Annotated in this window: 24 protein-coding genes and 2 pseudogenes; 15 read left to right on the top strand and 11 right to left on the bottom strand. The window is 71.2% G+C overall.

All coding sequences use genetic code 11. The features are described from left to right. Positions 1–146 precede the first annotated feature (146 nt). Both E0D90_RS07305 and E0D90_RS07300 read right to left on the bottom strand, forming a co-directional pair. Positions 147–1226 (bottom strand): lytic polysaccharide monooxygenase auxiliary activity family 9 protein, encoded by a 1080-nt coding sequence (locus E0D90_RS07305; protein WP_130797055.1) that lies wholly within the window; start codon positions 1224–1226, stop codon positions 147–149. 229 nt (positions 1227–1455) lie between these two features. Next, positions 1456–2247 (bottom strand): dioxygenase family protein, encoded by a 792-nt coding sequence (locus tag E0D90_RS07300; RefSeq protein ID WP_130797054.1) that lies wholly within the window; start codon positions 2245–2247, stop codon positions 1456–1458. 212 nt (positions 2248–2459) lie between these two features. Here E0D90_RS07300 and E0D90_RS07295 point away from each other — a divergent pair, with 212 nt between their 5' ends. After that, positions 2460–2837 carry a GntR family transcriptional regulator gene (locus tag E0D90_RS07295; RefSeq protein ID WP_130797057.1) on the top strand — a complete coding sequence of 126 codons (378 nt, stop codon included), beginning with the start codon at positions 2460–2462 and terminating at the stop codon, positions 2835–2837. Between the two features lie 2 nt (positions 2838–2839). Then, positions 2840–3673, top strand: a complete 834-nt coding sequence (gene ddaH, locus E0D90_RS07290) for a dimethylargininase (protein WP_130797053.1) — start codon at positions 2840–2842, stop codon at positions 3671–3673. Between the two features lie 58 nt (positions 3674–3731). On the opposite strand, the gene E0D90_RS07285 is transcribed toward ddaH, so the two are convergent. Beyond that, on the bottom strand, positions 3732–4418 hold the full coding sequence (locus E0D90_RS07285; RefSeq protein ID WP_157996831.1) for a hypothetical protein: 687 nt from the start codon (positions 4416–4418) through the stop codon (positions 3732–3734). Positions 4419–4729: 311 nt separating this feature from the next. Here E0D90_RS07285 and E0D90_RS07280 point away from each other — a divergent pair, with 311 nt between their 5' ends. The 3 genes from E0D90_RS07280 to E0D90_RS07270 all read left to right on the top strand — a co-directional run bounded on the left by E0D90_RS07280 (position 4730) and on the right by E0D90_RS07270 (position 8250). Then, positions 4730–6103, top strand: a complete 1374-nt coding sequence (locus E0D90_RS07280) for a helix-turn-helix domain-containing protein (RefSeq protein WP_157996830.1) — start codon at positions 4730–4732, stop codon at positions 6101–6103. Between the two features lie 14 nt (positions 6104–6117). Continuing rightward, positions 6118–7080 (top strand): pirin family protein, encoded by a 963-nt coding sequence (locus E0D90_RS07275; protein WP_130797050.1) that lies wholly within the window; start codon positions 6118–6120, stop codon positions 7078–7080. Positions 7081–7467: 387 nt separating this feature from the next. Further along, entirely contained in the window at positions 7468–8250 is a 783-nt protein-coding gene (locus tag E0D90_RS07270) for a transposase family protein (protein ID WP_227870052.1), read from the top strand. Between the two features lie 215 nt (positions 8251–8465). Here the strand turns inward: E0D90_RS07270 and E0D90_RS07260 are convergent, their stop codons facing one another. The 7 genes and pseudogenes from E0D90_RS07260 to E0D90_RS07235 all read right to left on the bottom strand — a co-directional run bounded on the left by E0D90_RS07260 (position 8466) and on the right by E0D90_RS07235 (position 17075). Continuing rightward, positions 8466–12647, bottom strand: coding sequence for an nSTAND1 domain-containing NTPase (locus E0D90_RS07260; RefSeq protein WP_170214934.1), 4182 nt, complete (start codon positions 12645–12647; stop codon positions 8466–8468). 89 nt (positions 12648–12736) lie between these two features. After that, positions 12737–13075: a CU044_2847 family protein gene (locus E0D90_RS27660; RefSeq protein ID WP_227870051.1), complete on the bottom strand. Its 339-nt coding sequence runs from the start codon at positions 13073–13075 to the stop codon at positions 12737–12739. A 696-nt stretch (positions 13076–13771) separates the two neighbouring features. Further along, positions 13772–14644, bottom strand: a complete 873-nt coding sequence (locus tag E0D90_RS07250; RefSeq protein ID WP_130797047.1) for an IS3 family transposase — start codon at positions 14642–14644, stop codon at positions 13772–13774. After that, positions 14641–14949 carry a transposase gene (locus E0D90_RS07245; RefSeq protein ID WP_157996829.1) on the bottom strand — a complete coding sequence of 103 codons (309 nt, stop codon included), beginning with the start codon at positions 14947–14949 and terminating at the stop codon, positions 14641–14643. The genes E0D90_RS07250 and E0D90_RS07245 overlap by 4 nt, the downstream gene beginning before the upstream one ends. Before the next feature lie 128 nt (positions 14950–15077). Beyond that, positions 15078–15239: a CYTH domain-containing protein gene (locus E0D90_RS26505; RefSeq protein ID WP_157996828.1), complete on the bottom strand. Its 162-nt coding sequence runs from the start codon at positions 15237–15239 to the stop codon at positions 15078–15080. 13 nt (positions 15240–15252) lie between these two features. Further along, positions 15253–15459 (bottom strand): annotated as a pseudogene (locus E0D90_RS07240) (EamA family transporter); the annotation flags it as partial. Between the two features lie 332 nt (positions 15460–15791). Continuing rightward, positions 15792–17075, bottom strand: coding sequence for a glutaminase (locus tag E0D90_RS07235; RefSeq protein WP_130797045.1), 1284 nt, complete (start codon positions 17073–17075; stop codon positions 15792–15794). A gap of 302 nt (positions 17076–17377) precedes the next feature. Here E0D90_RS07235 and E0D90_RS07230 point away from each other — a divergent pair, with 302 nt between their 5' ends. From E0D90_RS07230 to E0D90_RS07190, 10 genes are read left to right on the top strand one after another with little or no spacing between them, the layout of a single operon-like run. Next, complete coding sequence (locus E0D90_RS07230; protein WP_103502774.1) at positions 17378–17668, top strand: gas vesicle protein GvpO; 291 nt, start codon at positions 17378–17380, stop codon at positions 17666–17668. A 39-nt stretch (positions 17669–17707) separates the two neighbouring features. Next, positions 17708–18136 (top strand): gas vesicle protein GvpJ, encoded by a 429-nt coding sequence (gene gvpJ, locus E0D90_RS07225; RefSeq protein ID WP_103502775.1) that lies wholly within the window; start codon positions 17708–17710, stop codon positions 18134–18136. Positions 18137–18149: 13 nt separating this feature from the next. After that, positions 18150–18938, top strand: coding sequence for a GvpL/GvpF family gas vesicle protein (locus E0D90_RS07220; RefSeq protein ID WP_103502776.1), 789 nt, complete (start codon positions 18150–18152; stop codon positions 18936–18938). Positions 18939–18942: 4 nt separating this feature from the next. Continuing rightward, entirely contained in the window at positions 18943–19206 is a 264-nt protein-coding gene (locus tag E0D90_RS07215) for a gas vesicle protein GvpG (protein WP_130797044.1), read from the top strand. Positions 19207–19231: 25 nt separating this feature from the next. Continuing rightward, the gene (locus tag E0D90_RS07210) at positions 19232–19717 is read left to right on the top strand and encodes a hypothetical protein (protein WP_130797043.1); all 486 of its coding nucleotides are present in this window, start codon (positions 19232–19234) and stop codon (positions 19715–19717) included. 38 nt (positions 19718–19755) lie between these two features. Beyond that, positions 19756–20217 (top strand): hypothetical protein, encoded by a 462-nt coding sequence (locus tag E0D90_RS26500; protein ID WP_157996827.1) that lies wholly within the window; start codon positions 19756–19758, stop codon positions 20215–20217. Next, positions 20214–20579 (top strand): gas vesicle protein, encoded by a 366-nt coding sequence (locus E0D90_RS07205; protein WP_103502779.1) that lies wholly within the window; start codon positions 20214–20216, stop codon positions 20577–20579. Before E0D90_RS26500 ends, E0D90_RS07205 begins: the two co-directional genes overlap by 4 nt. Continuing rightward, positions 20576–21430 (top strand): GvpL/GvpF family gas vesicle protein, encoded by an 855-nt coding sequence (locus tag E0D90_RS07200; RefSeq protein WP_130797042.1) that lies wholly within the window; start codon positions 20576–20578, stop codon positions 21428–21430. Before E0D90_RS07205 ends, E0D90_RS07200 begins: the two co-directional genes overlap by 4 nt. Next, positions 21417–21647, top strand: a complete 231-nt coding sequence (locus E0D90_RS07195; protein WP_130797041.1) for a gas vesicle protein — start codon at positions 21417–21419, stop codon at positions 21645–21647. Before E0D90_RS07200 ends, E0D90_RS07195 begins: the two co-directional genes overlap by 14 nt. Continuing rightward, on the top strand, positions 21644–21934 hold the full coding sequence (locus E0D90_RS07190) for a gas vesicle protein K (protein WP_130797040.1): 291 nt from the start codon (positions 21644–21646) through the stop codon (positions 21932–21934). Before E0D90_RS07195 ends, E0D90_RS07190 begins: the two co-directional genes overlap by 4 nt. Before the next feature lie 88 nt (positions 21935–22022). On the opposite strand, the pseudogene E0D90_RS07185 reads toward E0D90_RS07190, so the two are convergent. Next, positions 22023–24561: pseudogene (locus E0D90_RS07185) on the bottom strand (type I polyketide synthase); the annotation flags it as partial.

The following is a 24561-nucleotide window of genomic DNA, read 5'->3' as shown; positions in this document are numbered from 1 at the left end:
GCCGTCGGGTGCCTGTCGCGTCCGGTGGGGCGGCCGGCCGGGCCACCCCACCGGACGGCTGGGGCCGCCGCCTCCCGCGGGGCGTGGGGGAAGAGGGGAGACGGCGGCGGTATCGGGCGGGTCCGGGCCGCGGCCCGGACCCGGGTTCAGGCGCGGTGGCGGCCCAGAGCCCGGCGGCGCACCGTGGTCAGCAGCACACCGGCGCCTGCGGCGGCGACGGCCGCGCCGCCCAGCGCGAGCGGGAGCGTGCTGTCGCCGCCGCCGGTCGCGGCCAGCGTGAGCTCGTCGGAGTTCCCGTTCACCGCCGGGGCGTTGCCGCCAACGGTGCCGTCCTCCGCGTCCTCGGCGTCGGCCGCCGGGGCCTCGCCGCCGGCGGGGCGGTGGCCCGCGTGGTCGTCCGCAGCGGTGCCGGGCTCCTCGGCCGGGGTGTCGTCGCCGGCCGGGGCCTTGTGGCCCTCGTGTGCGTCGTGTGCGTCGTGGCCGTGGTCCTTCGGAGGCGTGGCGCCGTCCGTCTGGTCCGTGCCGCCGCCGGTGCCGTCCGCCTGGCCGCCGCCCGGTGCGGTGGCAGCTCCGCCGCCACCCGCGCCACCACTCCCGCCGCCGCCGAAGACGACATCGGAGCAGGTGTAGAACGCCTCGGGGCTGTCCGAGCGCTGCCAGACGCTGTAGATCAGATGGCGGCCCTCACGCTCGGGAACCTCCAGGTCGAAGACGTACTGGCCGTTCTCCAGCGGCGGGTCGGTCACCTCACCGAAGTGCTGGAGGTCCGACCAGCTCAGCGGCTGCGCCGGGTCGTAGCCGGCCTGCGTGATGTACAGCTCGAACGAACCGGTGTGCGGGGCCGTGGCGGTGTAGCGGAAGGTGTGGCTGCCGGCGCTCATTCCGGTGGTCTGCCAGTCGGCGCGCGCCTGGTCCAGGCCCGCGTACTTGTCGCGGCCGGCCGAGCACAGCTCCCCGTCCGGTATCAGGTCGCGGTGCCGGCCGTCGGCGTCGGCGATGTTGACCTCGTTCCAGTCGTACAGGGGCTGCGTGCCACCGATGGCGACCATCTCGCGGCAGGCCGCGCTGGACGGCGACTCCGGTCCCTCGTGGAAGCACGCCCGGACGCGGCTGACCGGGTCCTCCATCGAACCGTGCGCGGCGGCCGGCGCGGCGGTCAGCAGGCTGAGAGCGAGCGGGGCGACGGCGACTGCCCCGACGACGGCTGCGGTACGACGGACGGTCATGGGGGTGGCTCCTGGGCTCGGGGGCGGGACGCCCGGACGGCCCGCGGGCCGTCCGGTGCCGAGCACGCTAACCACGCCGGCCGGGGAAAACCCGCCGGTCGGCGCCTGTGGGCCACTCCTTATGGTCGGCTTAAGGAACGGCTGACCGGTGGTTAAGACCCGGCCCGCCGAGCCGACGGATCCGCTCCCGGGCGCCCGCGCCCCGCGCTCCGTGCCCCGCTCTCAGCTCTCAGCCGAACTGAACGGAACGCTTCGCCAGTCCGCCCCAGAAGCCGTCCACGGCGGTGCTCGCTCCGGCGAGGTCGCTCTCGCCCGCACCCAGTGATACGAAGAGCGGGGCGAAGTGCTCGGTGCGCGGGTGGGCGATGCGGCCCGCCGGGGCCCGGTGCTCGAAGTCGAGCAGCGCGTCCACGTCCGCCGACGCCAGCGCCTCGGCACCCCACGCGTCGAACTCCCGCGACCAGCCGTGCGCCTCGTCGGGCCCGGCGTCCCACAGGATGTCGCTGAGGTTGTGGGTGAAGAAGCCGCTCCCGACGATCAGCACCCCCTCGTCCCGCAGCGGCGCCAGGCGGCGGCCCAGCTCCAGCAAGCGCCGCGGGTCCAGCGTCGGCATGGACAGCTGCAGCACCGGGACGTCCGCCTCCGGGTACATCTCCGCCAGGGGCACGTAGGCGCCGTGGTCCAGGCCCCGCTCCGCGTCCTGGTGGACGGACGAACCGGGTGTGCCGAGAAGGCCGGAGACCCGCTCCGCCAGCTCAGGCGCGCCGGGTGCCGGGTAGCGGACCTGGTAGTAGCGGTCGGGGAAGCCCCAGAAGTCGTAGGTCAGGGGCACGGTGCGGGTGGCGCCGACCATCGCCGGTGCGGACTCCCAGTGGGCCGAGACCACCAGGATCGCTCGCGGGCGGGGCAGCCGGGACGACCAGGCGCCCAGCTGCGAGGTCCACAGCGCGTCGTCGGCGAGCGGGGGCGCGCCGTGGCTGAGGTAGAGCACCGGCATGCGCGGGGGCGGGGCGGTGGTCATGGCGGTCCTTAGGTCCGGTCCGGCTCGGTGGTGACGGCATGCCGCAGCGGCGGGGCGCCGGGGGCGGTGGTCGTCCTCACGAGGGAGCCAGGTAATTCCAATTTGAACTACTGTCACGGTAGCAGGATGTTCGAATTCAAACAATTGGTGCTGCGGGGGTGGTGCTGCGAGTACGGCCCACCGGGTGCGGGCGGTGGCCGCGGGCAGGCAGAATCGGCACCGTGAAGCTCACCATCACCGCCGACTCGCCGGACGCCCCGTACGAGCAGCTGCGCGGCCAGGTCGCCGCCCAGGCCCGCGCCGGCATCCTGCCCGCCGGCCACCGCCTGCCCACCGTGCGCGGACTCGCCGACGAACTCGGCCTCGCCCCCAACACCGTCGCCAAGGCGTACCGCGCACTGGAGGCCGACGGCGTGATCGAGACCCGGGGCCGCAACGGCACCTTCGTCGCCGCCACCGGCGACGGCCCGGCCCGCGAAGCCGCACACGCCGCCGACGAGTTCGCCCGCCGCGCCCGCCGGCTGGGCATCGACCGGGCCGACGCACTGGCCGCCGCCGACGAGGCGCTCCGCGCCGCCTACCGGGACTGACGATGAACCAACCCGTACCCGTACCCGTACCGGTCCCCGGCGCCGCTGCCGACGACCCGACGCCCGGCGGACTCGCCCTGGTGCGCCGCCCCGGCCCCCGGCTCACCCAGGGGCTGGTCACCCACGGCGAGCGCGTCCCGGTCGACCTCGACCGGGCGCACGCGCAGTGGGAGGAGTACGTCGCGGCGCTGCTGACACACGGCTGGCCCGTCCACGAGGTCGACCCCGCGGACGACTGCCCGGACGCCGTCTTCGTCGAGGACACCGTCGTCGTCCACCGAGGGGTCGCCCTGCTCACCCGGCCCGGCGCGCCCAGCCGTCGTCCGGAGCCCGCGGCCACCGAGGAGGCCGTCGCCGGACTCGGGCTCGACATCCGGCGGACGGAGGCGCCCGCCACCCTGGAGGGCGGCGACGTCCTCAAGGTCGGGAACATCCTTTACGTCGGCGTGGGCGGACGCACCAACGACGAAGGTGTCGCGCAGCTGCGCGACACCTTCGCACCGCTGGGCGCCACCGTGATCGGTGTGCCGGTCCGGCGCGTCCTGCACCTGAAGTCCGCCGTGACCGCGCTCCCGGACGGCACCGTGATCGGCCACCCGCCACTGGTCGACCACCCCGAGCTGTTCCCCCGGTTCCTGCCCGTGCCGGAGCCCAGCGGGGCGCACGTGGTGCTGCTGGGCGGAGGCAACCTGCTGATGGCGGCCTCCGCGCCGCGCACCGCCGAGCTGTTCGCCGGGCTGGGCCTCCACCCGGTCGTGGTGGACATCGGCGAGTTCGAGAAACTGGAAGGGTGCGTCACCTGCCTGTCGGTACGGCTGCGCGGCGCGCCGGCGTGACGGGTGGCGCCTCGGCGTGACGGGCAGTGCCCCGGCGGGGGCGCGGCGGGGCGGAGCGTCAGGGGGCGAGGCGGTCCAGAGCGGTGGCGAGGGAGTCGGCGAAGTCCCCGGCGGGCGCGTCGCCGAGGGAGCCCATCTGACCCCACTGGACGAGGGTGACGACATCGCCGGTGCGGCCGACACCGAACAGCGCGATGTTGGTGCCCGCCTCCGGCGGCGCGGTGTACACGGCGTAGACGTGGGCCGAGTCTCCGGCATCGGACACCGGGCCGTGGTCGTCCCAGCCGGCGACGGCGCCCGGCTCGTTCCGCAGCCAGTCGGCCGCACAGTTCGCGGCGGCCTCCTCCAACGTCCCGGCCAGCTCGGCGGCGTCCCCGGCGTCGCCGGTGTCGATCACCACCTGCCGGGCGGTCGTGTCCAGGTCGGTCCCGAAGTCGCGGTGCCAGGACCCGTCCTCGGGCAGCAGGCCCTCGAAGCAGAAGACGGGGAGGTCGGGGAGACCGGGCGTCGCGTCGCCGGCGAACCAGGTCGTGTGCTCGTCGGCGGGAAGCTCGGACGGCTCCAGGAAGTCCGGTGCGGTGCTCTGCCGGTCGCCGGTGTCGTCGGTGGTCTCGGTGGTCGCGGACGCCCGCTCCCCGGCGTTCTGCTGCCCGGCCTGGGCCTGGCCCACCATGGTCGCGGTGAGCGCGGCAGTCGTGACCACGGATCCGATGCCGGCGATCAGCCGGGTTCGAGTAAGGCGCATTGTTCCCCTTAGAGTTCGGTGCGGACCGCCGGGCAGCTCCCGGCGCCTCCTGAACCACAGTGACCACCCCCGCGCAGCCGGACAACCTCCCTCGCCCAACACGGGACACGGGAACGGTTCCGGCAGCCCTGACCTGCGGGAACGGCCGCCAGCTGGAACGGTTCGCTGGAACGGCCGACGGACAGGAACGACGGGTCGGCGCGACGGGACGGAACGTCGGGACGGAACGACCCGGCCGCGCGGAACGTCGGACCGTCCGGGGCGGGCGGCGGGCGCGGCCGACAGCTGATGAGCGATGGAGGAGAGACAGGGTGGCAGTGGGGGACGAGGCGATCGACGAGTTCGCCCGGACCGTCCGGGGGTTCAAGGAGCGGTCCGGACTGAGTTACGGAGCGCTCGCCAAGCGGCTGCACATGAGCACCTCCACCCTGCACCGCTACTGCTCCGGCGCTGCCGTCCCCGTCGACTACACCCCGGTCGACCGGCTGGCGCGGGCCTGCGGGGCGACCACGGCCGAGCTGTTCGAACTCCACCGGGCATGGATTCTCGCCGACAGCGCGCGGAACCGCCTCCGCGACGGGGGTCGCGCGGCCACCGCGGCCGGTGCCGGTCCGGCCGGCGCAGCCGACGGCGGAGGGGCGGGCGACGAGACGGCGTCGGGCGCCGGGGCAGCCCCGGGCGTCCGTGGCCCGGCCGACCCGGCCGACCCGGCCGACCCGGCTGACCCGGCTGACCCAGCCCACCCGGCCGACCCAGTCACCTCCGACGGGGTCGCCGGTACCGCGCCGGGGACGCCGCCCGCGACAACGTCCGCGACAACGTCCGCGACGACGGCGGACGGGCGGGCAGGTAGACGGCCGCGGTGGCCACTGGCGGCCGGAGCGGCCGTGGTGGTGCTCGCGCTGATCGTCGTGTTCGGGGTGCGGGCATGGACCGGCGACGGTCCTGCCGGGTCCACCCAGGACGGCGCGGCGACCGGCCCCGCGACCGAACCGGCCACGGACGACTCGGACGACGCGACGGACGACGCCACCGCAGCCGACCGGGACGGCACCGGTACGGAGCCACCTCCGCTGGACTGGACCCTGCGTTCCGAGGTCTGGCGCACCGAGTGCGGCCACCGCTACCTGGTGGACCGCGACCCCGCCGCCGTCCCCGGCCCTCCGCTGGAGCAGGACGCGGAGAGCTGGGCCGAGGAGACCGGCGCCGTCCACGGCGCCGAGACCATCGTGGAGGCCACGCTGCGCACCAACGGTAACGGCCCGGTCGTCGTGGAAGCGCTGTACGTGCGGGTGGAGGACCGTGACGAGCCGCTCGACTGGCCCGTCTTCACCACCGACTTCGGCTGCGGGGGCGCGCTCTCACTGGCCGCCTTCAAGGTCGACCTCGACGACGACCGGCCCCGCGCCGAGGCCAACGACGGCTACGACGGCGAGAGCGACCGGGTCCTGCCCGCTCCGAGCCTGCCGTTCCAGGTGACTGACAGCGAACCGCTGTCGCTGCGCGCGGAGGCGACCGCCGCGGAGTGCGACTGCCGCTGGTACCTGGAAGTGGAGTGGAGCAGCGGAACCGACCGCGGCATCGTCCGTCTCGACCAGGCGGGCGACCCCTTCCGCACCAGCGGCTCCGCCGAGAACCAGGTCTACGGGTACGACGGGTCGTCCTGGGTCACCGATCCGCTGTGAGGCATCCTCGTCCCATGAGCAATCTCGACACCACACCCCCGGCCACCGAGTGCGGCGGCGAGCGGCACCCCGGGCCCGTACGCGACCTGATCCAGGGCCGGCTGACGCCGCTGGGGGAGTCCACGGTCGTCCGCCGCCTGCTTCCCAGCCTCGGCCGCCGGATGGTCGGGGCGTGGGTCTTCGTGGACCACTACGGTCCCGACGACATCGCCGGGCAGTCCGGCATGCAGGTACCGCCGCATCCGCACATCGGGTTGCAGACCGTCAGTTGGCTGCACGACGGCGAGGTGCTGCACCGCGACAGTCTCGGCAGCCTGCAGACCGTCCGTCCCAGGGAGCTGGGGCTGATGACCGCGGGCCGCGCCATCTCCCACTCGGAGGAATCGCCGCGCGACCACGCGCGGCTGCTGCACGGCGCCCAGCTGTGGGTCGCCCTCCCCGAGGAACACCGCCGCACCGCACCGTCGTTCGAGCACCACCGCGAGCTGCCCGAGATCCGGGGCGGCGGCGGCCTGCGCGGAACGGTCATCCTCGGAGAGCTCGACGGTGCCGTGTCACCCGGCACCACCCACACCCCGATCGTCGGCGCCGACCTCACCCTCGCCGCCGGCACCGACGCACGGCTGCCGCTGGAGGAGGAGTTCGAGTACGCGATCCTCACGATGAGCGGCACGTGCGAGATCGACGGCGTCCCGTTGGAGCCCGGCGCGCTGCTCTACCTCGGCCACGGCCGCCGCCACCTGCCGATCCGCGCCACCACCGACGCCTCCGCCCTGCTGCTCGGCGGCCTCCCCTTCGACGAACGCATCGTGATGTGGTGGAACTTCGTGGGGCGGTCGCACGACGACATCGCGGCGGCGCGGGCGGACTGGGAGGAAGGCCGCGAGTTCGGCACGGTGGAGGGCTACGACGGTGCCGCTCTCACCGCGCCGCCGCTGCCCCAAGTCCCCCTGAAACCACGGGGACGCATCCGCTGACCTGGCGCGACAGCGAGTCAGGGTGGGGGACGGTCGACCTCGCGCGCGGGTGCGTCGTGGTAGCGGAACGGGCCCTCTCAGGAAGTGCTGAGGTGTGCTCTCCCGGGCGCTCGTCGTTCCCGTCTGTGGCAGGGTGTGGCAGCCTCTGGCAGGATCAATGCTGACCTAATGCTGACTTCACTGACTAACGAGCTCGTGCTGGTTGGCGGGGAGGCGTCGAGTGATCATGGTTGTGTGGTGGGGAACGCGTCTCGTGCAGTGATCATTAGCGACCGGAGGATCACCGACCTGTCGTCCGACGTGATTGCTGAACTCGTGGCTGAACTGGGCCCGTTGTCGCATGAACGCCACCAGGCCCAGCTTGTGTCCAGGCCGCGGAAGCGGGCTGTGGGTGCGGGCGCGAAACACCGGCTGGTCTTCGTCGACCGGCTCCTGGCCACCCTCGTGCATCTCCGGCACGCGACCACCCACGACGTGCTGGCCTGCTGGTTCGGAGTGGACCGCTCCACCATCACCCGCTCCGTCAGCGAGGTGCGACCCCTGCTCGCCGAGCGAGGCTGCACCGTCAGCCCCGGGGTGCGGCTGCGGACCCTGGCCGAGGTCGTCGACCACCTCGGCGCCAGCGGCAAGACCGGGATCGTCGACGGCACCGAGATCCGGGTCCGGCGGCCAGCCGCCGGACGCAAGGACCGGGACACGTTCATCTCCGGCAAGAGCAAGCAGAACGCCGTCAAGTCCATGGTGGTCACGGACGGGGACGGCCAGGTGCTGTTCTGCAGCCCGACCACGCCCGGAAGCTGCGCGGACATCACGTATGCCCGCCAGTTGGGGCTGGTCACGCTCCTGGCAGACGGGACCGCGGTCGAGATCCTGGCCGATGCCGGCTACCAGGGCCTGGGCGTCCAGACAGGTGGCCGGGTGGTGACGCCGCCGCACCGCAAGTTCAAGAAGAACGTCCCAGGCTGGTACGTGGAGATCCACGAGCGCCAGCGCAAGGCGCACTCCTCACGCCGTATCCGGGTCGAGCACGGTATCGCCCACCTGAAGAACTGGCGGACCCTGGCCCGCCACCTCGGCCGCCACGAGCACATCAGCGACACCGTCCAGGCCGTCGCCAGCCTGCTGTCCCACCAACAAACCGCAGACCTGGACTCGGCACAGCAGATGTGAACGCAGAGCCACGTCGAACCCTTCGACGCCTCCCCGCCAACCATGCACGAGCTCGTTACAGGCTGCCTGGTCAGGGCCGCCCCAGGAACCAAGGCCGAATGCACCGCGGAGACCAGCCGCTTCTTCCACAGGCGTCAACGCCAGCCCCACCGTCCGTCACTGCTTCGGCGGCCCACACGTCTGCTATCTCGGACGAGAACCCCGTGAGTTTCCGATCAGTAGTCCGGGCGGCCAGCCGTGCATACGGGCGTGTGCTGGAGGTCCTGCAAGTGCAGCAGTTGCTCCTCCGGTGAGAGTTCCCGGTCAATCGCGTCGCAGAGCCGGCCCCAGGCCTCTTCGGCCTCGCCGATATCCAGGTGCCACACCTCCCACACTCTCACGATCGCGTCCGAACCTGCGGTGGCCAGGAGGTTCGTCTCCGAGTTGAAGGCCACTGCGTTCACGCCGGTGTCATGAGAGAGCGAGTAGATCTGGCGTCCGGACGTGCTGTTCCAAACGCGTACCGTTCCGTCCTCGCTCGCGCTGGCGAGGAGTTCTCCCTTCGGAGCGAACGCCACCGAGTTCACCGCGCCGATGTGACCGGTGAGCGTGTGTATCAGCTCTCCGGAGTCGGCATCCCACACCCGCACGCTCCCGTCCTCGCTCGCGCTCGCCAGCATCTCGCCTCCCGGAGAGAACACCACGGACATCGCCCGTCCTATGTGGCCCTCGAGGACCAGGGGGGCTTCGGCCTCCTCTGCGTTCTTCGTCATGGCTTCGACGTTCCTCACCAAGACAGCCCCGTCGTCGTGAGCGCTCGCGAAACGCTGGGCGTCACTGCTGTAGGCCACCGACCACACGGGCCCGGCCTGAGCGCCAAGCGTGTTCAGCAGCTTGCCGGTTCGCGATTCCCACACACCCACAGTTCCGTCGTCGTGCGCCGTTGCGATGTGCTGCCCGCGGGGGCTGTAGGTCACTCCCCAGGTCGGCCCGGCAGGCCCTGCGAGGGAGCGGCGTGGTTCCTGCCCCGCGTTCCGGATGTCCCAAACGTGCACCCTTCCGTCGTCGTGGGCGCTGGCGAAGTGCCGCCGGTCCGGATGCATGGCCACCGACCACACGGGCTCGGTCGGGCCTCCTGGCACCCAGGTGTCCATCTTCGTTGACGTGGAGTTCCACGTCCGTACGGTGCCGTCCTGGCTCGCGGTGCCGAATGTCTCCGTGCCCGGGGCGAACGCGACCGAGGTGACAATGTGGCTGTGCCCAGAGCGAGAGCGGAAGTGCTCCCCGGACTGCGCGTTCCACACTCGCACCGTTCCGCCCGTGTCCGCGCTCGCCAGCCGGTTTCCTTGGCCGTTGAGCGCCACAGAGGTCACCGTGGCGTCGTGGCCCCGGAAGGAACGGAGCTCTTCACCGGTGCCGGCGTCCCACATCCAAGCCGCCTCATCCGTCGCGGTAGCGAGGCGGCCACCGCCTGTGCTGAACACCGCTGATTTGACGGGGCGGTCGTGTTCGATCGTGTGCAGCAGCTCCCCGGTCTCGGTGTTCCAGATCCGCACGGTGCCGTCCTCACCCGCGCCTGCCAGCCGGTCGCTTTCCTGGTGGAGGGATACGGATGTCACTGCGCCTGTGTGGTCGCCGAAGGAACGGAGCTGTTCCCCGGACCGGGTATCCCACAGCAGAACCCGTCCGTGTGTGTCACCGCTCGCCAGCCGCTGCTCGCCTGCGCTGAACACCACGGAGGTGACCGCGCTGGTGTGGCCTCGGAAGGAACGGAGCTCTTTCCCGGTGGAGGCGTCCCACAGCCGTACGGTCCGGTCCTCGCCGGCACTGGCCAACCGATTCCCGCTGCCGTCGAACACCACTGCGTTGACGGGGCCGGCATGACGGCCGACGATTCGCGGCTCCTCCTCGCTGTCGTCGGTGGGATAGGCGTTCCAGACCCGTACCGTGCCATCGTCGCTCGCACTGGCGAGGCGGTTTCCGCCCGAGCTGAACACCACTGCGTTGACCGGGCCTTCGTGTCCCTTGAACGTGCGGAGGGCGGGTTCGTTCTCGATGTTCCAGACCTGTATCGTGCCGCTCTCGTGTGCGCTGGCCACGCGATGCTCTTTGCTGAGCGCCGTCGACCGGACCGCGCTCTCATCACCGGTGAGGCGGTGCTCGAGCCCCAGGCCGCCGGCACGCAGCAGGCTCTCGCGCGCCTCGTCGGTGCGGTAGGTGGCATAGGCGTGCATGGCTAGGAGAGAGGCCGTGTCGGGGTCCCGCTCCAGCAGGGCGAGGGATTGGGCCGCCAGATTGCGCGATTGCGCCCGTCGCTCGGACTCGCCGGTGTTCTGCCACTGCAAGGCGCCCCAGACTGTCACGACCAGCAACATAGCGAGCAGCAGGGAAAGGACCGAGGCCAGACTCCAGGCCAGGCGGGTATCCCGCTGGTGGCGCTTCCAGCTGACGGCCAGGAAGGTGCTCAGATGAGGCGGTAGATAGCGCCGCTGGCTCACCCAGTTTCTGCCTTCGGCAAGCCTCGTGCCGGTGAGGAGGTCCCTGGCGTGACCGCTCTCGGCGTGGAGCTTGAGCTGTTTCTCAGCGTCGGTCAGCCAGGTCTGAAACTTCCGGTCCTGCCTCACCCAGGTGTGTAGCTTCTCCCAGTCGCGGATGAGCGCCTCGTGGACGAGTTCGATGACGGGTTCGTGGACCGGGTGTCCGGCGGGGCGGCCGGATGGAAGGGGGCCGGGATCGAGGGGCGCGCTAGTGGTGGTGATGCGTGCCTTGTTGAGGAACTCTAGAACCTGCCGGAACTCGTCCTCGGACGCGTTTGATGCGTTGGGCGACTCGGAGGCACGGGCGGCGAGCTCGGACAGCGGAAGTTGGCGGCGGGCGGGATGCATGCCCGCCCCTTCGCCCGCCGGCTGCACCAGAGCGGTGAGAATACGCCGGGCCGTCTGCCGCTCTACCGCTGACAGGGTCCGCAGCTTCTCGTCGCACGACGCCGCAAGGCTTCCCGAGACCTTGCCAAGGTCCACGTAGGCCCCGTGCGTCAGGCAGCCGTGCTGGGAGGTCTTCCAAAGCTGGCTCAGGGCCAGTTGAAGAGGCGGAAGCATGGTCGCCTCGACCCGGCCAGCCGCGCTCGCCGCCCCCAGATCATCGATGATGCGGTCGAGTAGACCGGGCTCGAACTGGGCTCCCGCATCCTGGGCGGGGCGGCCAATAATGGACCTCAGGTCGGCGGTGCTCAGATACCTGGGCGTATGCACCACCTGTAGGTTGACGTCCTCCAGAAGTCGGATAGAGGCGGCGGCCAGCGACGGATAGAAGTCGTCACGCATGATGAGTACAACACTGAGCGGCAGCGACGTCCCGAGGGCTACCAGCAGCTTGTCCATCACCTCCAGCCCCGGCCCCAGGCCGCCCCGGTCGCGGGTGGCGTGCGTGTGAGTAAGGAGTTCCTCGAACTGATCTATCACCAGGAGCAGTCGCTCCGCACCGGGCTCGGCCCGGATGCTGTTCCGTACCGCGTGCTCCAGATCGCCGCGACGGTCCGAGAGGGGCAGACCCACCCTGGCGAGCTCCGCCGAGAGGCTGAGCCCCGGGCGCACCACCAGGGTCACCCACCGGCCGCCGTGTGTTGCCCCGCCGCCGGTGAGCGCAGGCAGAACTCCTGCCTGCACCAGTGAGGACTTACCGGTCCCCGAAGGCCCCATCAGCAGCACCAGCCGGTGGTGGTGCAGTTTCCCGAGGACCTTGTCCACCGTGCGCTGCCGACCGTGGAACCAAACCGCGTCGTGCCGAGTGAAGGGCTCCAGCCCCGGGTACGGCTCTAACTGCTGCTGCTTTAGCTCGGGGATGAGCAGGCGGAGGATCTCGGCGGGCGTCGCGTAGCCGATGTTCTCGCCGCGGTGGTAGGGGTCCGCGCCGGTGATGGCGGTGAACATGCCCAGCACCAGGCCGGTCTGCTCGTCCAGCAGGGGCGCACCGCTGAATCCGACGCTCAGGTCGTTGGCATCACTCAGTTGGAGCCGTGTGCTGTTCACCGGGTAGGTGAGGAGATTCCCAGCCGTGCCCTTGCCGTAGTGCCCGTTCTTCGGGCCGTTGTAGGGGAATCCGTAGGAGAGCAAGCGGCGTCCGTCGGCCCCTGTCGCCGCACCCAGCCGGAGCGACCTCGCCCCGGTCGGAGTCTGTTCCAGGCGAATCGCGGCGATGTCCTCGGCATCTCGGCCGCGCCACGCCTCGTGCAGCACCCGCCCGCGGAGAACCGGGGTGCCGGGCAGGTTCACGAAGCACAGGTCGACCGTGCCATCCGGGCCGCTGCCCGCGTCCTGGACCACGTGCGCGCAGGTGAGCACGAGGTCCCGTCCCGCCAGGAACCCCGCACCGCACACCCGGCCCTCGCGGCCTAGCACCTGAACGACTCCAGCGCGCATCAGCACGCTCCAGGATGGGGAGGTCGCTCCCCCTCCGCGGGGCTGGCCAACCACTGCCCGGGCCGCTTCCCCGTCGTGACGCCACTCGCTCATTCCCGGGGCTCCTTCCAGAGCACCCGGACCTTGAGGTTGGCCCTGCCCTCGCCCTTGCTGATGAGAGCCCCGAACTGCGCGGAGAGCCTAACGTCGAAGGTGACCTCGACTTCGGAGGGCTTCGCCTTGCGCAACTGGTCCAGTACCGTCTCCGCCGCCTCCCGGACGGGTGCGAGAGCCGCCACGAGTGTGGTCGGCATCTCGCTGGCGGCCCCGGATAACCGCCCGGCCTGGACTGGCCCGCCCTCGTCCCTCGGACTCAGCTCGGTTACGGGGGATGCCTCGAACAGAATCTCCCCGCCGCTGCCCAAAGACAGCCTCTCTACTGATTCCATCGGTGCTCTCCTGTTGAATGATGAATCACCCGTGGTCGAAGGTGACTCTCTCTTTGGTTCTGGTTCCAACCCCGCCCCGTCAGCTCCGGAAGTGCCTGCTGCGGCTCCGCATTCCGGCCTGCCGCGCACGGATTGAGACCGCGATGGCTGGCGTCTCCGCCGGGGATCTCTGACCCGGGCCGGACACGTCCCCTGGGCCGTCGGAAGATCCGCACCCTGATTGCGGTCATGATCCGTCGCGGGCTCTTCCCTCTGCACCCCCACGCCGCCGCGCCCTGACCACCCATCGGCCGCGCCCCCACCGGACACTCAGAGTAGCCCGCAGCACTTGATGACGCGCCCACTTTAGGTCAGTTGCTGCGACCGTCGGGGAGGGCACGCGAAACCTCCCTACCTTGCGGACCGCTCCGCCGGATCGGGTCGCGGCGCACGGGCGCCGCCGAGAGCCGGGGCGCGGTTCGCGGCCGAACCAAACCGGTGCTCATCACCGAAGCTTCATTGCACCGCGTCGCATCGTTCCTCTCTGTCGAAGTGACCGCTTGGCCAACACTCCATTCGGTGCTGTTGGTCGGGGCCTTCGACACCCGTTGCCAGCACCGAAGTCCGGCGAACACAGAACGCCCGCGCTTGCATCCCGCAACGACGAGGAGCCGAGCTGAGCTTGTTCCGCTTTGACGGACACCTTGAGTGTGGTGGTCAGGCTGTGAGTGCGGTCTCGTGTTCGGCGGGACTGCGGTAGCCGAGGCTGCTGTGCGGACGGTGCAGGTTGTACCAGCCCTCGATGAAATCGAAGATGGCAGTGCGGGCGACGGCTTTGCTGGGCCAGGTGAGGGTATCGAGAAGCTCGCGCTTGATGGTGGCGAAGAACGACTCGGCGAGCGCGTTGTCCCAGCACTGTCCGGTGCGGCCGACCGACAGCCGGACTCCGAAGTACGCGGCCAGGGCGGCGAACTGCTGACTGGTGTACTGGGCGAGTTCAACCGGTCGATGCAACACCGGTTTGTTGGGGCGACGTTGGCGGCAGGCGGCTGTGAGGGCGTCGGCGACCAGATCGGTTCGCAGGTGATCGGCCGTCGCCCAGCTGACCACGCGACGAGAGGCGATATCGATGACGGTGGCCAGGTGGAGCCAGCCCTCCTCGGTCGGGGTGTAGGTGATGTCGCCGCACCAGCGGGCATTGAGCCCGGTGGGGTCGGGCTGGAAGTCGCGGACGATGAGACCGGGCCGCAGGGCGGCCCGGGGATCGGGGATCGTGGTCAGGTGCCGTCGTCCGCGGTGGCGGCCGGCCAGCCCGGCGGCTCGCATCAGCCGTGCGACACGGCGGTGGCCGCATACGGCGCCTTCCCGCCGGAGCACGGCATGCACCCGTGGAGCACCGTAAGTTCCACGCCAGCGCGTATGAACCTCGGTGATCTGCTCGCTCAGCTCGTCGTGACGGACGGCGCGGGGGCCTGGAGTGCCGGTCCGGCGGGCGTAGAAGGCGGCACGGGAGACCTGTAGCAGTTCACACGCCCGCTTGACGCTGTGACCGCCCTGCTTCTCCGCCTCGATGAACGGGTGCACCGTCACCGGGTCTCCTTCGCGAAGAAAGCCGTGGCCCGCTTGAGGGCCTCCACCTCCTCCCGCAACCGGCGGTTCTCCCGCCGCAGCGCAGCCAGTTCCTCTCGTTCACTGCTGGTCAGCCCGTCGCGTTCGCCCGCGTCGACCTCGGCCTGCTTCACCCCGTCCCGCACTGCGGTCTCGGTCAGATCGAAGCCCTTGGAGACCTGACCGACCGAGCGGTAACCGCGACGGCACAGCTCGACGGTCTCGGCAGTGAACGCTGGTGTGAACGAGCGGCGAGGGCGAGGATTCTTCTTCCCTATGCTCTCCATGATGGACATCCTCTCGGGGCTGAACCCCTGATCTCGAACGTCCGTCAAAGCGGATCAAGCCCAACCTGGCCGGACTCCACATCGCGGGCATTTTCCTCTGGTCCACCCGACGATCCAAACGAAACTGACTAGGAAAGCGGCGCCGTGTCGCCGACAACCCGCACCCGGACCTCGCGTGACGGGTCCGGGGACAGATAGCCCTGACGCAGGACGCGGGTTGCGCGGATCTGGGAGCGCCAGCGCGGATCGTCCGCTCGGACGAGGTACTTGCGCTCGGTCTCGATGGGCAAGTCCAAACCTCCGTCAGGTGGTGCCGACCATCAGAGCGATGCCCGTGACCATCAGGATCGCGGCGGTGATGCGGAGGACGGCGACGGGTGCGAGCGGCGCCTGGGTCTGCGCCCAGAGCACCAGACCGTACGAGAGGGTCGAGAGGACGCCTCCGACGAGGCCGGGTACGAGCACGGGGCGCAGCCTCGGGAGGAGCGCGCCGCGCTGAGTGACCGCCGCGCGAGGTGTGGCGGGCGGCGACCGAGTGCGCGGTGGAGGCCCCCCGCCCTGTGAGGGGGATCGGGGCGTCGCGCACCCGCGAACCGTGCTGCACGCGTGTGGAACGTGCCGAACGGCACCGCGCGGGGCCGCCCCCCTGCGAGCACCGTCGTGGATCGCTCCGGTGTGACGGCCAACGCCGGGTTGCGTGACGCGACCGAGGCCGATGTCCGGCCGCGCCCGCAGGCCGCCCACGGCTGAGAGCGTGTGGGAGACCCCACGCCGGGCCCGCGCCGCCCGACTGGCTGGATCAGAGGGACCGCGCCGTCGACGGCTCGCGCATCCGGGGGCGCTCACGCAGAAGGGAGCATCGCCGCATCCACATCGCGGACGACGGTGACCCGGCCCCCGTCGCCCGGGTCGGGATCGGGCAGGATCGTCTCGGGGTCGACGAGATAGACCTCGTGGCCGTCCAGCGTCAGGCGGCGCGTGACTTCCAGCACCATCCGCCGTGCCACGTCGTCGATCGCGTGTACGCGTGTGAGGTCGATGGCCACCCGGGCCTCCCGAGGGTCGGTCTCCAGGACCTCCCTGACCACGCGCTCGGCTCCCGCGAAGCCGATGCCGCCCTGGAGTTCCAGGACGCGGAGCGCGCCCGGTCCGCTGCCGGCGACGTGGTTCGACCGTACGACCGCCCGTCCGGCTGAGGGCACCTCCATCACATGCAGGCCCATGTCCGAGGAGAAGCGCTCGAACAGGGACACCCCGCGCACACTGTTGCCGTGACGGTCCAGACGCGGTGAGAACGTGGCGATCCCGATACCTCCGGGAAGCGCGCCGATCAGCCCGCCGGCCACCCCGCTCTTCGCGGGGATGCCGACCTGGGTCGCCCAGTCGCCGGCCGCGTCGTACATCCCGCAGCTGAACATGACGCTGAGAACCTGGCGTACCACCGGCTCCGGCACCACCTGTTCACCCGAGAGCGGGTTCACGCCGCGGTTGGCCAGCGTCGCCGCCATGATGGCCAGGTCCCGCGTGGTGACGAGCACGGAGCACTGCAGGGTGTAGCCGTCGACGACGGCCCTCGCGTCCTCGGTGAGGACATCGTGGCTGCGCAGCATGTGCGCGATCGCGAGGTTGCGGTGCGCGTGCTTCAACTCCGACGCGCACACCTCCGTATCCACCGTCAGCCGGCGGCCGGCGAAGGCCGACAGGCCGTGGACGACGCGTTCCACGCGGTCCTCCGAGCTGGAGTTCTCCGCGCCGACCAGTGAGTGAACGGTGATGGCACCGGCGTTGATCATGGGATTGAGCGGACGTCCGGTGCCGCTTTCGAGGGAGATCTCGTTGAAGGCCTCTCCCGACGGCTCGACGCCGACCTTGGCGAGTACCGGGTCGAATCCGCGGTCGGCGAGGGCCAGCGCGTAGGCGAACGGCTTGGAGATGGACTGGATGGTGAACGGGACGTCGACGTCACCGGCACCGTCGACCCGTCCGTCGACGGTGGCGAAGGCAGCGGCCAGCCGCTCGGGGTCGGCCGCCGCCAGTTCGGGGATGTAGGCCGCCGGTTCTCCGGAGTCGTCCGGCTCCACATCTCCCAGCGCCTCGGCCAGGTAGTCGGGAATGATGGGCCGCATTCTCACCTCTCCGTTCGGTACACCGGCCTCCGGCGCGGGGCGCGTCCGGACCGCGGGCGCCGTCGTGCCGCGGGGGCGCATCCACGCACCTGCCGGCTGCGTGGCCAGGCTACCGATCGGGCCGCGCGGATCGAGCAGCCGCCGATCGCTCGCGCGCCGACGGGTCCTCCGTCCCGCCTCGCCGTGCCGTCTGCCCGTTCGGCTCACACTCCAGCCTCGCGGCACTCGATCAGCCCTGCTACCGGACGCCTAACAGCTCATCATCGGATGCGGCCCACACGGAGCCGTGTCGTCATGAGGTCATGACAGAACAATCCGGCAAGAGAAGTCCGAGCCCGGTCAAAGGGCCAATCGGGGCCGCGCGGCGGGCCGGGCGGCGCCTTTCGGCGCTGACGGGGCACGCCGTCGACGGCGTTTCGGCCGTCGGCCCGTCCGAGGACGGCTGGCGCGTACGGGTCGACGTCATCGAGGTCCCTCGCATCCCCGACACGACCAGCTTGATGGCCACCTACGAGGTCGATCTCGACCACGACGGACGGCTGCTCCAGTACGAGCGAGTGCGCCGCTACCGGAGGTGCGCCACCGACGACTGAACCGCAGGCCCACCGGGGGGACACCGAGGGAGAGATTCCATGAGCACCACCACGACCACCTACCGGGACAACATCACGCCCGTGCCGCGCACCGGCACCCTCTACGACGTCATCGACATCATTCTCGACCGCGGGATGGTCATCGATGTCTTCCTGCGGGTCTCGCTGGTCGGCATCGAGATCCTCAAGATCGACATACGGATCGTGATCGCCAGCGTCGACACCTACCTGAGGTTCGCCGAGGCCTGCAACCGCCTGGACCTGGAAGCGGACACCCGCAGCCGTACTGTCCCCGAACTCTTCGGCGGCGCTGGAGGCGGTGGGGTGGTCCGCAAGGCGGGCGAGCAGGGCGTCAAGAAGGCCGTCGAGTCCGGCGAGAAGAAGACGAAGAAGGCCGCGAGTGGCACGAAGAAGGCGGTCGGCGGCGCCAGGGACAAAGTCAAGAGCGCCCTACCGGGCACCGACTGAATGAGGCTGCGCTGTGACGGAACAGATCTACACCTACGGCATCGTCCGCACCGGGCACCGGCTGCCGTCGGAGGCCACAGGTGTGGGCAACCCGCCCGAGCGGCTGCGCGCCCTGTCGGAAGGTCCGCTCACCATCATCGTCAGCCGCGCACCCGGCGGGCTCCTCGCACGTCGCCGTGACCTCCTCGCTCACCAGGAGACCCTGCTGGCGCTGGCTAGCGAGGGACCGGTCATCCCGATGCGGTTCGGCTCCGTCGCCCCGGACGAGGACACGCTGCGACGGCGGCTGACCGAGTCTCCGGAGGAGAAGCACGACGCTCTGAAACGGCTGGACGGCCGGGTCGAGATGAACCTGAAGGCGCTCGTCGTCGAGGACAGCCTGCCGACGCTCGTCCGCGAGGACGCGCGGATCCGTCGACTGCACCAGGAATCCAGATCTCGGCCCGGGTACGAGAGCAGCCTCCGCCTGGGTCAGGCCGTTGCCGAGGGCCTCGCCCGCCGCGCTACGCAGGCCGCCGCCCGCACCGTGGAGCAGGTGCGGGCGCTGGCCGAGGCGATGTCCCCCGGCCCGGAAGTCGAGGGCTGCGTGCTCAACATGTCGTTCCTGCTGCCCAGGGAACGCGAGGGGGCCTTCCGCACCGCCGTCGACCGGTTCGTCGCCGAATACCGTGGCCAGGCCGAGCTGCGCCTGTCCGGGCCGCTGCCGTGCTTCAGCTTCACCGACCCCCCACCGAGAGCGCGCCACAGGCCGAGAGCTTCCCGGCCCTCGGCGGCAGCCGTCGCCTCCGAACGGCGGTCGTGAGCGGATGGGACTGCTCAGCGAGCTCCTTCTGCTGCCTCTCGCGCCGGTCCGCGCGGCCGGCTGGTTCGCCGACCGCGTCGCACAGGCGGCCGAGGAGGAACTCTACGACCCGGCTCCGCTGATGGCCCAGCTCCGCGAACTGCACCGAGCGCTGGAAGCGGGCGAGATCAGTCAGGACGCCTTCGAGGACCAGGAGGAACAACTGCTCGTCGCGATCCAGCAGCGACAGGACCCGGATCACCTCGCGCCCCCACCACCCACCGACTGACCTGCCGAGAAAGGCGCCCACCTCGATGGACCAGACGAAGGCCGCGCTGGCGGCCGGTATCGCCGGCGGATACCTCCTGGGACGGAGCCGGAAAGCCAAGCTGGCCTTCGCCGTAGCCACTTACGTAGTCGGTCGCCGCTTCCCGCTCACCCCCCGTCACCTCGTCGGGGAAGGCGCCCGGCGCCTGCGCGAACACCCCCGCTACGGAGAGATCAGCGACCGGGTGAGCGAGGATCTGCTGGCTGCCGGCCGCAACGTCGTGACCGTCGCGACGACCAGCCGCCTCGACGCGCTCTCCGACGCGCTGCGCCAGAGCGCCCACGCTCTGGAGGGCGTTGGAAGCACCGAGGACGATCCCGAGCTGGCTACCGAAGGGGCGCCCGAGCAGAAGACGAAGACACCGTCCGCGACGCGGGAGCGGCCTGCGCGCACGAGGAGGGCCTCCGCGCGGCAGCGAAGCGGTACACGCCAGGCCGAGGGCGGTCTGCCCCGCGCGTCGGAGCGCGCCTGATGGCGGAGTCCCAGCGGGCATCGGAATCGGCCGGAGGCGTGAGCGACAGCTTCGAGCGGCTGCGTGACGAACTCACCGACTACGTCGGTGCCCGTGCTCAGCATCTGGCCCGGGCGGCATGCCACCGGATGGAGCACCTTGCCTCCAAGATCGCCGGCGCCCCGGCCGCCAGGGCCGGCGACCTGCTCAAGAGCGCTACCGCCGGCCCCGTCGCGTCGGCCGACCGGCTGCTGCACGATGCCACGGTCGAGCCGGTCGAGCCGGTCGAGCCGGTCGAGCCGGTCGAGCCGGTCGAGAAGTCCATCGCGGGCCTGAAGCGGGGCGGCGAGGAGGAGGTCGACGACCACGACGACGAGGACGACGACCACGACGACCACGACGACGACGAGGACGACTACGAGGACGACGACGAGGACGACGAGGACGAGGACGACGAGGACCACGACGACGAGGACGACCACGACGACGAGGGACCCCCGACGAAACGGAGACGGCGATGACCCGCAGGACCCCGCAGCCCCTGGAGTCGTACGAGCCCCTGGAGCCCTACCCCCCGCGGACGGCCAACCTCGCCGACATCCTGGAACGGATCCTCGACAAGGGTGTCGTCATCGCGGGAGACATCAAGATCGACCTGCTCGACATCGAACTGCTCACGATCCGGGTCCGGCTCTTCATCTCCTCGGTCGACACAGCCCGCAAGGCCGGCATCGACTGGTGGGAGACCGAGCCCGCGCTCTCCTCCCGGGCCGCCCGGGACGCGCTCTACGACGAGAACAAGAGGCTGCGGGAACGGCTGAGCGAGCTGGAAACCACCGGCGACCACCGACACACCCGCCCCAAGGAGCCCGAGTCCGTATGAGCGTCCCCGCATACACCGCCCCCGACGAGACATCGACTCTCGCGACCTGTGCCTTCGCCGTCCACCTCGCCGCGTCCGGCCCCGGCCCTTTCCCGCCCGCCCTCAGCGGCCACGCCGGAGGCGGAGAGCCCCGGGTGCTCGACGCCGGAGAGCTGGCGCTGATCGTCCAGAGCGTCCCGGCCGCCGCCTTCGCCGGGGAGGCTCTGGCCGAACGGCTCCAAGACCCCGCTGAACTGGAACGCTGCGCCCGCGCCCACCACGACGTCATCACCGCCGCCGCGCGCACAGGCCCCGTCGTACCGCTTCCGCTCGCCACCCTCTACCTCGACGACACCCGCGCTGTGGCGGCCGTGCGCGAACGGGAGGCGCAGTTCACCCGGCTCCTGAACCGGCTGCACCGGCGAACGGAGTGGGGGCTCAAGGTCACCTCGACGCCCGGCGCGCAGCCGCCGGCCGACCGCCCTGCCGGGGAAACAGACCGCCGGCGGTCCCCCGCCGACGGACGCGCCTACCTTGACCGCGTTCGCGGCCGTCAGCGCGACCGCGAACACAGGCACGAGGCAGCCTGGCGCGCCGCTGAACGCGTCTACGCGGTCGCCCGCCGCACCGCCGTGGAGGCCCGACGGCTGCGCCCACAGGATCCAGCGCTCGCCGGCGCCGGGGCCCGGCAGCTCCTCAACGCGGCCCTGCTGCTCGACCACGGAACGGAAGCGCGGCTGCGCCATGCCATCGACCAGTTGAGCACCGATCCCGCCATCGCCGACCAGGCCCGGATCGAGCTGACCGGCCCGTGGGTCCCCTACTCCTTCGCCCGGCTCGACGAGGAGGCCGCCACCGATGGTCTCCAGTGAGCCCGCGCCCTGGCAGGGTGACGAAGGCCCGTACGGTCCGATCGGAGTGCCGCTGGTCGACCTGCTCGACCGCGTGATGGCCACCGGAGTGGTGATCAGCGGCGATGTGGTGATCGCCATCGCCGAGGTGCCCCTCGTCCGGCTGTCCCTCCATGCGCTGCTCTCCTCCGTCAGTGAGCGCCTGCCGGCGCCCTGGGCCGACGGCGGACCGTGGTGAGCGGCTCCGGCACGGACCGCCGAGTGGACCTGGACGGCGACACGGTCGGCCGCGATCTCGTCGCCCTCGTCCTCACCGTCGTCGAACTGCTCCGCCAGCTGATGGAACGCCAGGCACTGCGCCGAGTGGACTCCGGAGAGCTGTCCGCGGAGCAGATCGAACGCATCGGCAACACGCTGATGCTGCTCGAACAGCGCATGGACGAACTCCGCGACAGCTTCGGCCTTCTGCCCGAGGACCTCAACCTCGACCTCGGCCCGCTCGGCTCCCTGCTGCCCCGGGACTGAACCCCGTCACGCCCCGCCCTGCTCTCAGGACGCCCCTGCCCGCAGCGTAGGCACGAGGGCCGGAGTCCACGGAGGCGCGCCGGGAGGTTCACGACAGGGGCTCTGCCCCCGGCACCACGCGCATGCCCAGGCCCCGCACCCGGTAGATGCACGTGTCGTCGCCCCACAGCGACGCGTCCGCCACGACATAGGGGCCGCGCGCGTCCGTGCCGCTCTCCACGATGTCCATGTCGACCCGGATCAGCCGGTTGGCCGGGGTGATCTGGCCGCGGTACGTCCAGGCGGTCTCACGGCCGGGCAGCACCGGCTCGAACCGGGGGCGGGGGATTCCGTCGGCCGCGCCACGTTCCAGCAGGTGGTACTGGAGCAGCTGGCACATGGCCTCGACGCCCAACGACCCGGGCTGTACCGGGTCCTGGAAGAAGTGGGCGCGGAAGAACCAGGCGTCCGGGCTGACGTCCTTCTCCGACCGCAACCGGCCGAGCCCCGCGCTTCCGCCGTCCGGCCAGTAGCCCGTGATCCGGTCCAGCATCAGCAGCATCCTCCCCGGCAGCCGCGGCTCTCCCGCGCAGAACCGGGCGGGCCGGGTGGTCAGGTCGACCAGATGTCCGCACGGCTCGTCGAGGCGGGCCCGGTCTTCGGCCGAAGTGGCCAGTCCCCGCTGCTCGTCGAAGGCCGATCGGGGGAAGTAGCCGAACGACGTGGAGAGTTCGAACACGGGAACGTCGTCGGCCGTGCACGTCACCCGGAACGACTCGATGACCATGTCCCCGCCGCCCGAGGCGCGGGTCAGCTCGGCCCTTGTGCGGACGGTACGCGCCGCAGGGGTGACCTCGCCGGTCACCGTTCCCGACCCGTCGAGGTTGCGGAACAGCAGATCCACCTCGCTGGTCATCGCGCTGCCCACATAGGAGGCCAGCCAACCGCAGGGCTGCAGGGCGACCTCCATGAGGACGGCGAACGGCATGGTGCCCCCGGCGCTCTGCTCGAAGTACCACGCGCGGTCCGGTACGTCGTACTCGGCGACGACGACGCTGCCCTCCCGCATTCCCCCCTGCGGACCGTCCACCGACGCGATCCGGCTCATGAAGTGGTACGGCGGGCCGGGAAGCCGGGCCACCCTGCGGGTGCCGTCGAAGGGTGCGTACATGGCGCCGAACGCCTCGCTGGGCCTGCCCCACGCACACGCCAGCAGCGAGGCGTAGCCGAAGGTGAACCCGTCGGCCGCCGTGGCGACCGGCCCCTCCTCGCGGTGCCCCGCGAGCCCGCCGAGCCGTGGCAGCGGCACCGGGACGCCGTCGGTCCGCACCGTGGGCGGGCCCGAGTGCCGCCAGTGCGACAGCGGCCAGTCGGGCACCAGCCGGAGCGCCATGTCACGGCCCAGGAACGCCTTCACCCCGTCCACCGAGCCGAGGATGTCGGCGCGGAGCGTCGGCACCGGCCCGGCCGAGACGCCGCGCACGAACAGCTCGTAGACGACCCTCCGGTTCTTCGGGGTCGCCTGTCCCCGGCACATGGCCACGGAGGGGCGCTCGCCGACCGGTTCGAAACGCCAGCCGTCCCGGTCGACGGTGAAGCCCATGGCCGTCAGGTAGAACGCCATCGCCTGGAGACCACCCTGCATCATCAGGGTCCCCGGCATGCAGGGGTCGTTCTTGAAGTGGCCGGTGAAGAACCAGTCGTCCGGGGACAACGAGGTCTCGGCGCGCAGATATCCCCGGCCCCACGGCCCTCCGGCCGGGTCGAAGACGGTGACCTCGTCCAGCAGCCGCAGCCGGTCCTCGTCGAGCCTGGGCGAGCGGACGTGGGCCGCCGTCGCCTCCCAGCCGGGGCCGAAGCACTCCGCGGGCCGCCCCTCGGTCACGGCTCGCACCCGGTCCGCGCCGAAGCGGGTCCGTTCGCAGCGCACGGCCGGTGGGTCGAGCGGCAGGTCGTCCCCCGGCACGTGCTCGGCGGGGTCCCAGCGCACGCCGCCGCTGGCGGCGAGTTCGGCGGGGGTGAAGAACCCGGCCTGGCCCTCGCGGACACTCAGCCGCAGCTCGCCGTCGACGTAGCAGTCGTAATGGAAGAAGGCCAGGCGGACCTCGCCCGCCTCCGCGTGGCCGTCCAGATGGATCTCGAAGCACAGGGTGTCGCCGGGTCGCGGCGGGACGCCGTGGAACGTCACCTCGCAGCCCAGCAGGCGGTAGGCACGCTCGCCTCGGTTGAGGAGGTCGACACCCAGCCAGCTGAGCAGGAGCAGGTCGGCCTGGCCCGCCTCGATCAGCAGGCCGGCCGGCATGCGTCCCGTGGAATCCAGGTACCAGCTGTCGGACAGGATGTCAGTCTCCGTCCAGATCCTCCCGTCCGTGCGGACCGGGTCCGGCTGGACGAGCGCCGCGGGCACCGCGTCGATGCCGGTGACCCGGTCGGCGAACAGCATGGGCGGCGCGGGCATCCGGGTCTGCACGGCGTATCCGTCCTGCTCGGCGAAGCGCGGACCGAACAGCGTGGAGATCTCCCGGGAGGCGAGGTGCTCCAGCTGGGCGCGGTCGAAGGTCGGCCCCGGTCTCGGAGCCGACGCGGGCACCGGCCGCACCGGTTCCACCGCCCGCACCGGCCGCGGCGGGGGAGCGGGTGGCGAGAGG

The organism is Streptomyces otsuchiensis, assembly GCF_004305975.1.
GTDB classification, from domain to species: domain Bacteria; phylum Actinomycetota; class Actinomycetes; order Streptomycetales; family Streptomycetaceae; genus Streptomyces; species Streptomyces otsuchiensis.
This window is presented reverse-complemented; position numbering and strand designations above follow the sequence as displayed.